Genomic DNA, 14386 nt, shown 5'->3' with positions numbered 1-14386 from the left:
GTTCCTGACCGCCGGCCGTTTTCGTTTGGGAAGGCTGGCCGGATCGACACAACTCGGTCATTTTCCTGAGCGAGGAGAGAGACATGGCAGGCAATCCACAGGCAGCGAAACTGCGGGAGCTTTTGGCGCGGGGCGAGTTCATCCTGGCGCCCGGCGTCTACGACGGCATTTCCGCGCGCGTCGCGGACCGCATGGGCTTTCCCGCTCTCTACATGACGGGCTATGGCGCCACGGCCTCGATGCTGGGCCTGCCCGACGCGGGCCTTGCGACCTATTCCGACATGCTCGGCCGAGTCGAGATGATCTGCTCGGTGGTCGAGACGCCGCTCATCGCCGACGCCGACACGGGCTATGGCGGGCTGCTGAACGTCCAGCGTACGATCCGGGGCTACGAGGCGGCCGGCGTCGCCGCGATCCAGATCGAAGACCAGGAAATGCCGAAAAAATGCGGCCATACGCCGGGGCGGCGCGTGGTGCCGGCCGAGGACATGGCGCTCAAGATCAGGGTCGCGGCGGACGCGCGTCGCCACGCCGAGACGCTGATCGTGGCGCGCACGGATGCGCGCACGGCGCTGGGGCTCGATGAGGCGCTGCGCCGCGCCAGCCTCTACGCGGAGGCCGGCGCCGACATCATCTTCGTCGAGTCGCCGGAGAGCGAAGCCGAGCTGGAGCGCATCGGCAAGGAAGTGAGCAAGCCGCTGCTCGCCAACATGGTCGAGTTCGGCAAGACGCCGCGCGCCGAGGTCGACCGGCTGAAGAAGTGGGGCTTCGATCTCGCGATTTATCCGGTGCTTGGTCTGAGCGTCGCCGCCGAGGCGATGAGGCGGTCGTTCGCGCATCTCAAGGACAGCGGCACCAGCGTCGGCGATCCGCTGCCGCAGTACGAGGACATCCACGGGCTGATGGGGTTTCCCGAGGTCTGGGACTTCGAGAAGCGCTGGGCGACATGAACGGCAAGCAGTTCCTCGAGCTTCTGTCGCGCCTGCCGGCCCGCGTGTGGATCCAGGCGATCCTGGGGCTGATCGGCTTCGTGGTGCTGGCGGTGCTGGGCTTCGCCGTGATCGCAGGTGTGGCGGCCGTCGGGCTGGTGCTGCTGCTGGCCTTCAAGGCGAAACGCTGGATCCTGGGTTTCTTTCGCCGGGATATCGAGCCCGCCCCGCCGGCCCGTCACCACGACGGCAAGGTGACCGACGTCCAGTACGAGATCGTCGACCGAACCAACGACCGCACGCCGCCGCCGTAGGGCGACAAAGCGCGTCCGTGTTCAATTCTTGTCATCCTGAGCGCAGCGAAGGATCTCCCGTCCGCAACGCAACCCTTTGGCCGCTGTGTGAGGTCCTTCGCTCCGCTCAGGACGACAGTGCCTAAACCCGGACGATCTTTCCCGGGTTCATCAGGTTCTGCGGATCGAGGGCGCGCTTGATCGTGCGCATCGTGTCGATCTCGATCTGGCTGCGATAATGGGCCAGCTCGTCGACCTTGAGCAGGCCGATGCCGTGCTCGGCCGAGATCGATCCGCCGTAGCTCACGACCAGATCGTAGATCGCGGCCGTCACCGCCCGGGCGCGCGGTGTGAAGCGGGCCTTGTCCCAGCCTTCCGGCGCCTGGCAGTTGAAGTGCAGGTTGCCGTCGCCGACGTGGCCGAAGGTCACCGGCCGGCCCTCGGGTAGCGCCGTCCTCATTGCCGCCAGGCCTTCGGTGACGAAGGAGGGGATGCGGCTCACCGCGACGCAAATATCGTGCTTCACGGACGGACCTTCTTTCTTGGAGGCTTCCGTGTGGTTCTCGCGCAGGCCCCACAGCGCGCGGGCCTGGGTCTCGTTCTGGGCGATGGTGGCGTCGAGGACGAGGCCCTGTTCCATGGCTTCGCCGAGATAGGCTTCCATCTTCTCGCGCAGGCCGCCCTGGTTCTCCCCGTCGCGCCGGGCGCGCGTGGAAGACCATTCGAGGAGCACGTACCAGTCGTGGCGCTCGGCCAGGGGATCGGCCGCGCCGGGAATGTGCTGCAGCACGAGGTCGATGCCCTGGCGGCCCATCAGCTCGCAGGAGGTGACATTGTCTTCCGACGCGGCATGCGCGCCGCTCAGCAGGGCGACGGCGGCCTCGGGCGAGGGGACGGCGACCCAGGCGGTGGCGACGTCCTTGGGCTTGGGCCAGAGCTTCAGCACCGCGCGCGTGATGATGCCCAGCGTGCCTTCAGAGCCGAGATAGAGATCGCGCAGATCGTAGCCGGTATTGTCCTTCTTGAGGGCGCGAAGCCCGTTCCAGATCTCCCCCTGGGGCGTCACGACCTCGAGGCCGAGCACGAGCTGGCGGGCGTTGCCGTAGTGCAGGACCTGCACCCCGCCGGCGTTGGTCGAGAGGTTGCCGCCGATCGAGCAGCTGCCTTCGGCAGCCAGCGAAAGCGGAAACAGCCGGTCGTTCGCCGCCGCCGTCTCCTGGATGGTCTTCAGGATCACGCCCGCCTCGACCGTCATCGTATAGCCGATCAGGTCGATGTCGAGGATGCGGGTCATGCGGTTGAGCGACAGCACGATCTCGCGGCCCTTCTCCTGCGGGATGCCGCCGCCCACGAGGCCGGTATTGCCCCCCTGCGGCACCACGGAGACCTTCTCCGCCGCGCAGAGCCTCACGACGTCCGCGACTTCCTGCGTGTTGGCCGGTCGCGCCACGGCCAGCGCATGGCCCACGAAGCTCTCGCGCCAGTCGGTGACGTAGGGATGCTTGCCCTGTTCGTCGGTGATCAGACCCTTGTCGCCGACGATGGCGCGCAGTTTCTCGACGAAGTCGGTCTCAGACACGCAGCACCTTACCGGGGTTCATGATGTTCTTCGGGTCGAGCGCGCGCTTGATGGTGCGCATCGTGTCGAGTTCGATCCGGCTGCGGTAGTGCGCAAGCTCGTCGAGCTTGTCGATGCCGATGCCGTGCTCGGCCGAGATCGACCCGTCGAGGCTCGTGACCAGGTCGTTCACCGCGCGGGTGATGGCGGGCGAGTACTGGCTGAGCGTCGGCCGGTCCATCCCCTTGGGTCCCATGAAGGAGAAGTGGATGTTGCCGTCGCCGATATGGCCGAGCGGGTAGGGGCGGATGCTGGGCAGGATGTCGAGGGCGGCCTTGAGACCGCGTTCGATGAACTCCGGCACCTTGGAGATCGAGACCGAGATGTCGTAGCTGAGGCCCGGTCCCTCGGCGCGCGAGGCAGGGGCGACCGATTCGCGGATCACCCACATGTTGCGCGCCTGCGCCTCGCTCTGGGCGATCACGGCGTCGAGCACCCGGCCGGCCTCCATCTGGTCGGCCAGGAACTGCTCCATCTTCTCGGACATGCCCTCGGCGCCCTCGGCCTTGGGACGTGCCGAGGTCCACTCCAGCAGCAGGAACCACTGCGTGTCGGCCTTCAGCGGATCCTGCGTGCCGGGGATGTTGCGCAGGACCATGTCGGTGCAGGTCCGGCTCATCAGCTCGCACGAGCCGACATTGTCCTCCGAGGCGCCGTGCGCCTCGGACAGGATCTCGATGGCGGCCTGCGGATCGCGGATGGCGAGCCAGGCGGTCGCCACGTCCTTGGAGGCGGGCCACAGCTTCAGCACGGCCTTGGTGATGATGCCCAGCGTGCCTTCGGCGCCCATGAACAGGTGCTTGAGGTCGTAGCCGGTATTGTCCTTCTTGAGCGCGCGCAGGCCGTTCCAGATGTCGCCGTTGGGCAGCACCACTTCGAGGCCCATGACGAGGTTGCGCGCATTGCCGTAACGCAGCACCTGCACGCCGCCGGCGTTGGTCGAGAGATTGCCGCCGATCATGCACGAGCCCTGGGCGCCCAGGAACAGCGGGAAGAAGCGGTCATGGCTGGCCGCCGTCTCCTGCAGCGTCTGCAGCACGCAGCCGGCCTCGACCGTCATCGAGTAGCCGACCGGATCGACGTTCAGCACCTTGTTCATGCGGCCGACAGACAGGACGATGCCGGTGTGCGACGGCCAGGGCGTCGCGCCGCCCATCAGGCCGGTATTGCCGGCCTGGGGCACGATGGCGATGCCGTTGTCGTGGCAGAGCTTCACGACCTTCGAGACTTCCTCGACGTTGGCCGGCCGCACCACGACGGCCGCGTTGCCCACGATGGAGCCGCGCCAGTCGGTGACGAAGGGCTGCTTCCCCTGGTCGTCGACGATCAGGCCCTTGTCGCCCACGATGGCGCGCAGGCTTTCGAGGATCGCAGGCGTGACGGGGGCCGTCGGGATAGTCGGGATGATCGCGGTATCGGGCATCGTTTCCTCTCTTTGACGGCAGACTAGCGCTGCCTGTTGGAGTCGTCATCCGCGGCGGCACGGCGGAGCCGGTCGTTGATCGCGAGGCCGAGGCCGGCATGCGGAATGGGCATCACGGCGATGCGGCCGATGCCGGGACGATCGAGCGACCGCATCATGGCGAACAGGTTGGCGGCAGCTTCGCCGACATCGCCGGACGTGCTGAGGTTCATCGTGAGCATGGCGCCGTCAGGCACGGCGCTGCCGAACGCGAGCAGGCCCTCGTCGGGCGATACCGAAGTCGCCTCCAGCCGGACCGGACGCGACGGTGCGTAGTGGCTGTGGAGCTGGCCGGGTGACTTTCGGGCGGCGTCCCCGGTCGGGATGGCGTCGCTGAGCGCGATGGGGCCGATCACGGCTTCGATCGCCTCGCGGGTCGCGCCGCCGGGACGCAGCAGGATGGGGGTCTCGCTCGAGAGATCCAGGACAGTGGATTCAACGCCGACGAGACAGGCGCCGCCATCCAGGATCATCGGCGCGCGCGCACCCAGCGACTGCGCCACATGTTCGGGGCGGGTGGGGCTGACCTCGCCGCTGCGGTTGGCGGAGGGGGCAGCGATCGGCCGGCCGGTGGCCCGCATCAGGGCCTGGGCAATCGGGTGCGAGGGCGCGCGGATGGCCACCGTGTCGAGTCCGGCGGTCGCCAGAAGCGCGATGGACGAGCCCTCGGCGCGCGGCAGGACCAGGGTGAGCGGACCCGGCCAGAACGCGGCCGCGAGTTTCTCCGCGGTGTCGTTCCAGCGCACGAACGCGCGGGCCGCCGCCGCGTCAAGGACGTGGCTGATCAGCGGATTGAACTGCGGCCGCCCCTTGGCCTCGAAGATGGCGGCCACGGCGCGCTCGTTGGTGGCGTCACCGCCCAGGCCGTAGACGGTCTCAGTCGGGAAGGCGACGAGACCGCCGTCGCGCAGCGTTGCTGCGGCCTTGGCGATGGACTGCGCCGTCGCCTCGACCAGGCTCATCGCGCCGCCAGGCTGCGGGCGATGAAGTGCGGGTTGGCGAATCGCGGCTTGCCGTAGAGCAGGGGCTTGCCGTCCACGGTGACGACTTCTCCGCCGGCGGCCTCGAGCACGCCCTGGGCCGCGGCTGTGTCCCACTCCATGGTCGGTCCGAAACGCGGATAGATGTCGGCCTTGCCTTCGGCGATCAGGCAGAACTTCAACGAGGAGCCCGCCTGCACGCGGTCGGCCACGGTGAGGTTGTTGTTGCGGAACCAGATGTCGAGGTCGTTGTAGGTGCCGTGGCTGCGGCTGGCGCAAGCGGTCAGCCCTTCGGCCGGGGGCGTGCGGGTTTGCATCGGCTTGAAGGCGCCCTTGCCCTCGCGCTTGTCGGCGCCCAGCCCCTTTGCTCCACGCCATAGCGTCTCGGTGGCAGGGGCCAGGACGATACCGAGGGTCGGGCGGCCGCCCTCGACCAGAGCGATGTTCACCGTGAACTCGCCGTTCCTCTTGATGAATTCCTTGGTGCCGTCGAGCGGGTCGACCAGCCAGAACGGCCGTCCATCGTCGAGCGACGGGATGCGGCCCGCCGCCATTTCCTCCTCAGCGATGATCACGATGCCCGGCGTGAGCTTGCGCAGGCCGGCCAGGATGACCGCTTCGGCCGCATGGTCGGCATCGGTGACGGGGCTCTTGTCGTCCTTGTCACGCACACCGTGGTCGCCGGCATAGATCCGCATGATTTCGGACGCGGCGTCCTGAGCGATGGTCGTGCAGGATTCGCGGAGGGTGTCGAGGGGAGGCAGGGCATGGGTCATGGACGGTCCTTATAGACGGCGGGGGCTTCGCCTTGACAGCAAACTTCACGCCGGCAAGAATATTGGAACAGTGTTTCATTATTTAGAACGTACGGAGGAAATCAATGCCCGTGAACGTGATCGGTATGATTGGAGTGGCTCCCCCTCAGGGCACTTCCTTGCATGTGATCGCGGGCGGCATCTCGCCCTCGTTCCTCCGTGAGTTCGCGCAGACGCACGAGAAGGCCGGATTCGATTATGTGCTGGTCGGCTACTACGCCTCGTCCGCCGAGGGTTTCACTGTTGCGACCTATGCGGCAGCCCATACGGAGAAGCTTCGCTACCTGATCGCCCACCGGCCAGGCGTCGTGTCGCCGACCCTCGCGGCCCGCGCGGCGGCAACCATGGACCAGCTTTCCGGCGGCCGCCTCGCCCTTCACATCATCGTTGGCAACAGCGACGCCGACCAGCAGCGTGAAGGCGACTTCTCGCCCAAGGAAGAGCGCTACGTGCGCGCCGCCGAGTATCTCGACGTGATGCGCAAAGTCTGGACCTCGACCAAGCCGTTCGACTACGAGGGCAGGTTCTACCGTTTCAGGGATGTGTTCTCCGAGGCGCGGCCTTTCCAGCAGCCGCATCCGGCCCTGTTCTTCGGTGGTTCATCACCGGGTGCGATGGAGATGGGAGCGCAGCACTGCGATACGTTTGCCATGTTCGGCGAACCGCTGGCGGAGACGGGCGAACGGATCGCCGAATTCCGCCGAATGACCCAGCCGTTCGGGCGGACGCCGCGCTTCAATGTCTCGTTCCGCCCCATCATCGCTGAGACCGAAGGCAAAGCGTGGGACAAGGCGAAGAAGATTCTCGACGATCTCAAGTCGAGCGGGACCATGCCGACGAAGGCGCAGGACAAGTCGGCGGAGCGCCTGGTCGAACTGGCCAGGCGCGGGGATGTGCATGACGAACGTCTGTGGATGCCGGTCGCGGGCGCAGCCGCCGGCAAGGGCAATACCTCGTGCCTCGTCGGCACGCCGGAGCAGGTCGCGGAGGCGATGCTGAAATACTACCGCCTCGGTGTGGCATCGTTCCTGATCCGCGGTTTCGACCCGCTGGGGGATGTCACGGATTTCGGCCGCGAGCTGATCCCGCGTCTCAAGGCGGGCGCCCTCGAACTCGATCGCGACCTCGCGGCAGCGGCCTAACGCACAAGACAAACGATCAACCAGGAGGAAACGTGTTCCGGAAGCAGTTTTGCGTCGCCCTCGCGGGCGCCGTGGCGCTATCGCTTGGCATCGCCGGCTCCGCGTCGGCGCAGCAATATCCCGACAAGCCGATCAAGCTGATCGTGCCCTATCCGCCGGGGGCCACGAACGACCTGCTGGCGCGTGTGCTGGCAGAGCCGCTCGCCAAGGAACTGGGGCAGCCGGTGATCGTCGACAACAAGGGCGGCGCCGCTACGGCGATCGGCGCGACGGCGACGGCCAATGCGCCGGCCGATGGCTACACCATGCTGCTGGGCACGGGGACGACGTACACGCTCAATCCGCTCTTGAAGACGGGGCTGGCCTACGACACCGACCGCGACTTCAGGATGGTCTCGATCATCGCCGAGGTGCCGGTGGTGTTCATCGTCAATCCGAAGTTTCCGGCCAGCACGCTGTCGGAGTTCGTGGCCTACGCCAAGGCCAATCCGGGGAAGGTGAACTATTCCTCATCCGGCCTGGGCTCATCGCTGCATCTCGCGGCCGAGCTGTTCGCCCAGCGGGCCGGCATCAAGATGACGCACGTGCCGTATCCCGGCAGCGCCGGCGCGATGCGGGCCCTTCTGGCCGATGAGGTGCAGATGTTCTCGGAAGTGATTTCCGGTGCCCTCCCGCACATTGCGCAGAAGTCGGTCGTGCCGCTTGCGATCACCAGCGCGAAGCGCCTGGCCGTTGCCCCGTCGATCCCGACGGTTGCGGAAAGCGGCTATCCCGGATTCGAGGCGCTGGGCTGGTACGCTCTCGCTGTCCCCAAGGCCACGCCCGCCGCCGTGGTCGCGCGAATCGAGAGCGCCATCAACAAGATCCTGGCATCGGGCGTCCTGCAGGCCCGCTTCGAGCCGCTGGCGATCGTCATTCCGGGGCCGCAGGAGCCGGGCTCGGCCGAAAAGTACCTGGCGAAGGACCGCGCGCTCTGGGCGCCGCTGGTGCGCTCGCTGAACATCTCGCTCGACTGACGGCTGGCATGGATACGACGGTCATCAAGGCATTGACGGTGCTGGAGGCCCTGGCCTCCAGCGCGACGCCGCTTGGCGTCACCGAACTCGCCACGAGGCTCGGCCTTTCGAAAAGCAATGTGCACCGTTTGCTGCAGACGCTGGCCGCCCGGGGCTACGTCATGCAGGTCGACCAGCGGTACACCGTTACGACCCGGCTGTGGGAACTGGGGGCCATGGTCGTCAGCCGGCTCGACGTCGCGACAGTCGCCATCCCCGTGATGCAGCGCCTCGTGGCCGAAGTCGACGAGACGGCCCATCTCTCGGTCCTCGACATGGCGGCCTGCGAGGTCGTGTCGATCCACAACGTCGAGAGCGCCCAGCCGGTACGTGCCTATTCCCGGATCGGCCAGCGCACGCCGGCGCACTGTGTCGCCACCGGCAAGGCGCTGCTGTCGGTGCAGACGCCCGAGGCTCTGCGGGCATTGCCCGAGGAGCTGCCGCGCTTCACCCCTCACACGCTCCATCGTCGCGACGATCTGCTGGCGGCGCTGGAGACGATCCGGCGCGACGGCTACTCGACGAATATCGGCGAGTGGCGAGAGCAGGTGGGCGGAGCGGCCGCCGTGATCTACGACCATGCCGGGCGCCCGGCGGCGGCGCTCGGGCTGACCGTGCCCGTGGAGCGGCTCCAGCCCGAAGTGATGACCCGCTATATCCCGCGGCTGACCGCGGCGGCGGACGAGATCTCCCGGCTCATGGGGGCGCCCCGCCGCCCAGGTTGAGCGCTACCCCTTCAGCGCGCGGCCCGCGACGGCATCGAGCTTGGCCACCATCTCGGCCGAACGGACCGCGGGCGAGGTGATGAGCGCGTGTTCCAGCGCGCGGTCGCAGCCGGACGGGCAGGGGGTCGGACGCGACTCCTTGAGGCGCGGCGCGATCATGGCGACCAGGGCCTTGGCTCTTTCGGCATTCTCGAGGAGCACACGGACGATGTCGGCGACCTGTACATGGTCATGGTCGGGGTGCCAGCAATCGAAGTCTGTGACCATGGCGACGGTGACGTAACAAATCTCCGCCTCGCGGGCGAGCTTGGCCTCGGGCATGTTGGTCATGCCGATCACATCGCAGCCCCAGCTCCGGTAGAGCTTCGACTCGGCCAAGCTGGAGAATTGCGGTCCTTCCATCGCGAGGTACGTGCCCCCCTTGCGGACCGGGAAGCTGGCCTTCTGGGCGCATTCGTGCGCGAGCTCCGCCAGCCGGTTGCAGGTGGGCTGCGCCATCGAGACATGGGCGACCAGCCCCTCGCCGAAGAAGCTCTTCTCGCGGGCGAAGGTACGGTCGATGAACTGGTCCACGATGACGAAGTGGCCGGGCGGCAGATCCTCGCGCAGGGAGCCACAGGCCGAGAGCGACAGGATGTCGGTGACGCCGACCCTCTTCAGCGCATCGATGTTGGCGCGGTAGTTGATCGAGCTCGGGGAATGGCGGTGCCCGCGGCCGTGGCGGGGGACGAAGACGACGTCGAGCCCGTCCAGCACGCCGAACAGGAACTCATCGGACGTCTCGCCGAACGGTGAGTCGATCCGACGCCATTCCGGGTTCATGAGACCGGCCATGTCGTAGACGCCGCTGCCGCCGAGAATTCCCAACACCGTCATATGCCTCTCCTGGTTGGCGGTGGTGTATCATGATCGGATTGATTTTCCTCCCCCGTCAAACGGGGGAGGAAACTGAAAGAGGAACATTTCCATGGCGACATCAAAAGGCGGAAAGCTCGACGGCAAGATCACGATTGTTACCGGCGCGACCAGCGGCATCGGGCGGCGCACCGTCGAACTTTTCGTGGAGGAGGGCGCGAAGGTCGTCGCCACGGGACGGCGCGAGGAACTCGGCCGCACGCTCGAGGCCGCGCTCGGCAAGGACAACTGCGTTTTCGTGACGGCGGATGCGACGCGCGAGGAGGACGTGAAGCGCGTGTTCGACGCCTGCCTTTCCAAGTGGGGCCGGGTCGACTGCCTGTTCAACAATGCCGGCGGGCCGGCCCCGGTGGGCGGCATCGAGACGGTCCCGGTCGAGGGGTTCGATGCGGCCATGGCGACACTCGTCCGGTCGGTCATGCTGGGCATGAAGCACGCCGCGCCGCTGATGATGGCGCAGGGCTCGGGCAGCATCATCAACAATGGCAGCGTCGCGGGGCGCCGGGCGGGCTATTCGACCTCGCTGATTTACGGTGCGGCAAAGGCTGCCGTAAACCACCTGACGGTCTGCGTGGCCATGCAGCTCGGCGAGAAGAACGTGCGGGTGAACTCGATTTCCCCGGGCGGCATCGCCACCGGCATCTTCGCCAAGGCGCTCGGCCTGCCGCCGGACAAGGCGGATGCCTATGCCGAAGCCATGAAGGCCAGCATGGCGAAAAACCAGCCGATCCCGCGCGCCGGTGTCGTCGACGACATTGCCAAGGCCGCCGTCTTCCTGGCCTCGGACGACTCGACCTTCATCAACGGTCACGACCTCGTGGTCGATGGCGGGCTCGTCGGCGGCCGCCTGTGGACGCCGCATCAGGAAGGCGTGAAGGCGATGCGCCAGGCCTTCGGCGTCGACGAGATCTGAACCGTGGCCTCGCTCGCCGACAAGGTCGCGCTGGTGACCGGTGCGTCGCGTGGCATCGGGCGTGCGGTGGCCCTGTCGCTCGCCCATGAGGGCGCCGCCGTCGCCGTGAACTATCGGCAGCGGGCGGCCGACGCGGACGAGGTCGTGGCGACCATCCGGAAGGCCGGCGGCAAAGCGATGGCGGTCACGGCCGACGTGTCGGACGGCGCGGCCGTCGCCGGCATGATCGCCTCGGTCGAGCGCGAGCTGGGACCGGTCGACGTGCTGGTGAACAATGCCGGGCTGGCAATCATGACCGGCATCGACGATCTCACCGAGGAGCAGTTCGACCGCACGATCGCAGTCAACCTGAAGTCGGCCTTCCTCTGCACCCAGGCCGTCCTGCCGGGCATGCGGGCCCGCAAATGGGGCCGCATCGTCAACATTTCCTCGGGTGCAGCCCGCGGGGCGGGCGGGATCGGCCCGCACTACAATGCCTCCAAGGCCGGCATGGAGGGGCTGACCCGGGGCTATGCCGCTCGCGTGGTCAAGGACGGCGTCACGGTCAATGCCGTGGCACCCTCCTTGATCGAGACCGACATGGTCCGCGGCGGCCTCGCCTCGTCGCCGGACCGCATTCCCCTCGGCCGCTTCGGCACGTCGGAGGAATGTGCCCAGGCCGTCCTGATGGTGATCGGAAATGCCTACATGACCGGCCAGACAGTGGCGCTGAGCGGCGGCCTGTCGTTCCTGTGATCTACTTCTTGGGCTCGACATGGCCCCCGAAGGCGTGGCGCATCGCCGACAGGAGCTTGTTGGCAGTCCCCTCGCGGTCGCGGGAGCGGAAGCGGGCATAGAGTGCCGCAGACAGGACGTCGGCGGGCACGGCCTCCTCGATGGCGGCATTGATGGTCCAACGGCCTTCGCCCGAATCGTCGACGAAGCCGGAATACTTCGAGAGGGCGGGGTCCTCCGCCAGGGCCGACGAGGTGAGGTCGAGCAGCCACGAGCTCACCACGCTGCCGCGCCGCCACACCTCGGCGATGTCGGCGAGGTCGAGGTCGTAACGCCGCTCCGCCGGTATCGCCTCGGAGGAGACCTTGCGCAGGATCTCGAAGCCCTCGGCATAGGCCTGCATCAGCCCGTATTCGATGCCGTTGTGCACCATCTTCACGAAGTGGCCGGCACCGCTCGGGCCGCAATGGAGATAGCCGCGTTCGACCCGGGGATCGCGCGAGTCGCGTCGCGGTGTCTTCGGGATGGTGCCTTCGCCCGGACTGAGCGCGGCGAAGATCGGATCGAGTCGTTCGACTGCTTCTTTGTCGCCGCCGATCATCAGGCAGTAGCCGCGCTCCAGGCCCCAGACGCCGCCGCTGGTGCCGCAGTCGAGATAGTGGATGCCTTTATGCTTCATCTCGCGCGCGCGTCGGACGTCGTCCTGGAAGAAGGCGTTGCCCCCGTCGATGATCGTGTCGCCGGCGTCCAGCAGCTGGCCGAGTTCGGCCACGGTCTGCTCGGTGATCTCGCCGGCCGGCAGCATGACCCAGATGTTCCGGGGCCTGACGAGCTTGGCGACCAGGTTTGCCAGGTCGGGGGCGCCGGTGATGTTCTGTCCAACAAGGCCCGCGACCGTCTGCGGGTTCTGGTCGAACACCACGCACTCGTGCCCGTGCCGCACCAGGCGGCGCACGAGGTTGGCGCCCATGCGTCCCAGGCCGATCATGCCGAGCTGCATTCTTCTCTCCCGTTCATTTCCATGTCCGGGCCATATGATAAGCTGGCCGCGAATGAAGACCATCGTCGTCGTGATGGGTGTCTCGGGATCGGGCAAGACCACCGTCGCCAGCCTTCTGGCAGAACGGCTCGGTTGTGCGTTCATGGATGGAGACGATCTTCATCCGCGCGAGAACGTCGAGAAGATGAGGAGCGGGCTGCCGTTGAACGACGGCGACCGCCTGCCCTGGCTGGAAGCCATCGCCCGTCGCATCGACGACTGGCGGGAGAGGGGCGAATCCGGCGTCATTACCTGTTCGGCGTTGAAGCGGGCCTATCGGGGCATCATCGTCGGGCAGCGGCCTGACACGAACCTGGTTTATCTCCGGGGCCTGCGGGAGGTGATCCACGGGCGCTTGATGGCGCGCACGGCGCATTTCATGCCGGCCGGCCTGCTGGACAGCCAGTTCGCGACGTTGGAAGAGCCCGCACAGGACGAGCGACCGATCCGGGTCGATATCCAAGCCTCCCCGTCGCTGATCGTGGATGAGATCGTGCGGAGGCTGGCGCTATCGCGCTGATCCGGGCTTGCCGGTCACGCGAGGGACGGCAGCGCGGACAATTCGTGAAAGAGATCGATGATGCCGTCGCGATTGGGACCACCGCGATAGCCCAGAGCCACACGCAGGAAAGGTTTTCCAGCCTTGGGATCGGGTTCGATCAGCTCATAACGGTCGCTGCGAAATCCGAAGGATCCGCCTTTGTCGAGCTTCAGCCTGCGGCGGGCGATTTCGGCCTCCACGCGGCGGAGCAGCCGGGCATGGTCTGACGCGGCCCCGCATCGAAGCCGTATGGCGCAGAAGGGAGCGACCGCCTCCGGAGAGATCAGCGAAGGATGGCATCGACTTTCGAACAGCGCGGAGTCCGTGCCGATCGCATGGGCGAGGGCGGCATTGTTGGCGAAGACTCGCCTCGTATACTGGTTGAAATAAGCGGGATCGAGGAACCAGGGTGCCGAGAGCGCGGCCATCTCGTCCAGGGTGAGGCCGCTGCCCGTAAGCGCGCGGATCTCCTTGAGTTTCTCTCCCTCGGCGACCGCGCTGGAGCCCGCCCCCTCGCGAACGAAGAGCTGGACGATGCCGGCATTGGCCAACTCCAGCCCGGCCTGGTCGAGCTTCAGGCCGGATCGAAAGACGGCGACAAACGATCCTTCCACTCTCGCGAGCCAGGCAGGAAGGTCGAGGACGGGGCCCGTGAGTGTCGTATCCAGCAGCAGGGCCCGTCTGACGCCTGGCAGGGAGGATGGATCGGACAGGCCAAACTGGCCATCGCAATGAACGGGCTCACCGACGAGCACGTCGACCTGGGGCTCTTCAGGACCGGTGAGTTCGAAAACCTGGCGGGGCCACAGCTCGAGAAGCGAATCGGTTTCGAAGTAGCGGCCCGCGTGCAGAAGCTTGAGCGGCTTCAGGGACGAGCCGTCATCTGGCAGCGCCCGCCGGGCGACGAGATGCAGGAGACAGGAAAGAGCCGCCTGACCGCTTCGGCAGAGGACGCGCACCGACTGCCAGCCGTGAGGCACCGGGTAGCACAGCGGCATGCGCTTCTCTAGCAGGTCCATGCCGAGTTCGCGCTCATAGCCGAAGGGGACTTTCGCACCGTCAGGAAGGCGAGCCACGTCACCTTCGCAAGGGCTCTTCAGCGTCGCGTCGCCTGGTCTATGGGCCTTCGCCAGCCAGCCCCGGCGTAGACTGAATATCGCTTGGTCGAGATCTTCATCTTGCGATGGCCGTCGAAACGAAGCGAGCCCCCCGCGTCGAGCGAGGGCGGCCAAGTCGTCACGATCG

At 66.9% G+C, this 14386-nt stretch carries 15 protein-coding genes; 8 read left to right on the top strand and 7 right to left on the bottom strand.

What is annotated here, in order from left to right; translation table 11 throughout:
• Positions 1-83: 83 nt before the first annotated feature.
• Both ACO07K_RS14300 and ACO07K_RS14295 read left to right on the top strand, forming a co-directional pair.
• A complete protein-coding gene (locus tag ACO07K_RS14300) occupies positions 84-950 on the top strand; it encodes an isocitrate lyase/PEP mutase family protein (protein ID WP_422036598.1) in 867 nt (288 codons plus the stop codon).
• Positions 947-1243, top strand: a complete 297-nt coding sequence (locus ACO07K_RS14295; RefSeq protein WP_422036597.1) for a hypothetical protein — start codon at positions 947-949, stop codon at positions 1241-1243. Before ACO07K_RS14300 ends, ACO07K_RS14295 begins: the two co-directional genes overlap by 4 nt.
• 121 nt (positions 1244-1364) lie before the next feature.
• Here the strand turns inward: ACO07K_RS14295 and ACO07K_RS14290 are convergent, their stop codons facing one another.
• Genes ACO07K_RS14290 through cysQ form a run of 4 tightly spaced genes read right to left on the bottom strand, consistent with a single transcriptional unit; the run spans position 1365 to position 6058 of the window.
• Entirely contained in the window at positions 1365-2801 is a 1437-nt protein-coding gene (locus tag ACO07K_RS14290; protein WP_422036596.1) for an FAD-binding oxidoreductase, read from the bottom strand.
• A complete protein-coding gene (locus ACO07K_RS14285) occupies positions 2794-4263 on the bottom strand; it encodes an FAD-binding oxidoreductase (RefSeq protein ID WP_422036595.1) in 1470 nt (489 codons plus the stop codon). Before ACO07K_RS14285 ends, ACO07K_RS14290 begins: the two co-directional genes overlap by 8 nt.
• A 23-nt stretch (positions 4264-4286) precedes the next feature.
• Complete coding sequence (locus ACO07K_RS14280) at positions 4287-5264, bottom strand: L-threonylcarbamoyladenylate synthase (protein ID WP_422036594.1); 978 nt, start codon at positions 5262-5264, stop codon at positions 4287-4289.
• The gene (cysQ, locus tag ACO07K_RS14275; RefSeq protein ID WP_422036593.1) at positions 5261-6058 is read right to left on the bottom strand and encodes a 3'(2'),5'-bisphosphate nucleotidase CysQ; all 798 of its coding nucleotides are present in this window, start codon (positions 6056-6058) and stop codon (positions 5261-5263) included. The genes ACO07K_RS14280 and cysQ overlap by 4 nt, the downstream gene beginning before the upstream one ends.
• Before the next feature lie 110 nt (positions 6059-6168).
• On the opposite strand from cysQ, the gene ACO07K_RS14270 reads away from it, so the two are divergent.
• From ACO07K_RS14270 to ACO07K_RS14260, 3 genes are read left to right on the top strand one after another with little or no spacing between them, the layout of a single operon-like run.
• On the top strand, positions 6169-7239 hold the full coding sequence (locus tag ACO07K_RS14270) for an LLM class flavin-dependent oxidoreductase (protein ID WP_422036592.1): 1071 nt from the start codon (positions 6169-6171) through the stop codon (positions 7237-7239).
• Positions 7240-7271: 32 nt separating this feature from the next.
• Positions 7272-8255: a Bug family tripartite tricarboxylate transporter substrate binding protein gene (locus ACO07K_RS14265; RefSeq protein ID WP_422036591.1), complete on the top strand. Its 984-nt coding sequence runs from the start codon at positions 7272-7274 to the stop codon at positions 8253-8255.
• Positions 8256-8263: 8 nt separating this feature from the next.
• Positions 8264-9019 (top strand): IclR family transcriptional regulator, encoded by a 756-nt coding sequence (locus ACO07K_RS14260; RefSeq protein WP_422036590.1) that lies wholly within the window; start codon positions 8264-8266, stop codon positions 9017-9019.
• Between the two features lie 3 nt (positions 9020-9022).
• Here the strand turns inward: ACO07K_RS14260 and ACO07K_RS14255 are convergent, their stop codons facing one another.
• The gene (locus tag ACO07K_RS14255; RefSeq protein WP_422036589.1) at positions 9023-9895 is read right to left on the bottom strand and encodes an S-methyl-5'-thioadenosine phosphorylase; all 873 of its coding nucleotides are present in this window, start codon (positions 9893-9895) and stop codon (positions 9023-9025) included.
• Positions 9896-9986: 91 nt separating this feature from the next.
• Between ACO07K_RS14255 and ACO07K_RS14250 the strand changes: the two genes are divergently transcribed.
• A complete protein-coding gene (locus ACO07K_RS14250; protein ID WP_422036588.1) occupies positions 9987-10847 on the top strand; it encodes an SDR family NAD(P)-dependent oxidoreductase in 861 nt (286 codons plus the stop codon).
• A gap of 3 nt (positions 10848-10850) precedes the next feature.
• Positions 10851-11582 carry an SDR family NAD(P)-dependent oxidoreductase gene (locus tag ACO07K_RS14245; RefSeq protein ID WP_422036587.1) on the top strand — a complete coding sequence of 244 codons (732 nt, stop codon included), beginning with the start codon at positions 10851-10853 and terminating at the stop codon, positions 11580-11582.
• Position 11583: 1 nt separating this feature from the next.
• Here ACO07K_RS14245 and gnd read toward each other — a convergent pair whose 3' ends face one another.
• Entirely contained in the window at positions 11584-12561 is a 978-nt protein-coding gene (gene gnd, locus ACO07K_RS14240) for a phosphogluconate dehydrogenase (NAD(+)-dependent, decarboxylating) (RefSeq protein WP_422036586.1), read from the bottom strand.
• A gap of 52 nt (positions 12562-12613) precedes the next feature.
• On the opposite strand from gnd, the gene ACO07K_RS14235 reads away from it, so the two are divergent.
• On the top strand, positions 12614-13120 hold the full coding sequence (locus ACO07K_RS14235; protein WP_422036585.1) for a gluconokinase: 507 nt from the start codon (positions 12614-12616) through the stop codon (positions 13118-13120).
• Between the two features lie 14 nt (positions 13121-13134).
• Here ACO07K_RS14235 and ACO07K_RS14230 read toward each other — a convergent pair whose 3' ends face one another.
• Positions 13135-14373, bottom strand: a complete 1239-nt coding sequence (locus ACO07K_RS14230; protein ID WP_422036584.1) for a hypothetical protein — start codon at positions 14371-14373, stop codon at positions 13135-13137.
• Positions 14374-14386: the final 13 nt, after the last annotated feature.

Source organism: Reyranella sp., from assembly GCF_965228225.1.
In the GTDB taxonomy this organism is placed as follows: domain Bacteria; phylum Pseudomonadota; class Alphaproteobacteria; order Reyranellales; family Reyranellaceae; genus Reyranella.
Note: the sequence above shows the minus strand (reverse complement) of the source record. Positions and strands in the feature narration are given on the sequence as shown.

Bases quoted from the DNA above. Each gene is read 5' to 3' on its own strand.
- cysQ (WP_422036593.1), bottom strand. From the start codon at position 6,058: ATGACCCATGCCCTGCCTCCCCTCGACACCCTCCGCGAATCCTGCACG.
- ACO07K_RS14300 (WP_422036598.1), top strand. From the start codon at position 84: ATGGCAGGCAATCCACAGGCAGCGAAACTGCGGGAGCTTTTGGCGCGG.
- ACO07K_RS14285 (WP_422036595.1), bottom strand. From the start codon at position 4,263: ATGCCCGATACCGCGATCATCCCGACTATCCCGACGGCCCCCGTCACG.
- ACO07K_RS14295 (WP_422036597.1), top strand. From the start codon at position 947: ATGAACGGCAAGCAGTTCCTCGAGCTTCTGTCGCGCCTGCCGGCCCGC.
- ACO07K_RS14260 (WP_422036590.1), top strand. From the start codon at position 8,264: ATGGATACGACGGTCATCAAGGCATTGACGGTGCTGGAGGCCCTGGCC.
- gnd (WP_422036586.1), bottom strand. From the start codon at position 12,561: ATGCAGCTCGGCATGATCGGCCTGGGACGCATGGGCGCCAACCTCGTG.
- ACO07K_RS14255 (WP_422036589.1), bottom strand. From the start codon at position 9,895: ATGACGGTGTTGGGAATTCTCGGCGGCAGCGGCGTCTACGACATGGCC.
- ACO07K_RS14280 (WP_422036594.1), bottom strand. From the start codon at position 5,264: ATGAGCCTGGTCGAGGCGACGGCGCAGTCCATCGCCAAGGCCGCAGCA.
- ACO07K_RS14250 (WP_422036588.1), top strand. From the start codon at position 9,987: ATGGCGACATCAAAAGGCGGAAAGCTCGACGGCAAGATCACGATTGTT.
- ACO07K_RS14235 (WP_422036585.1), top strand. From the start codon at position 12,614: ATGAAGACCATCGTCGTCGTGATGGGTGTCTCGGGATCGGGCAAGACC.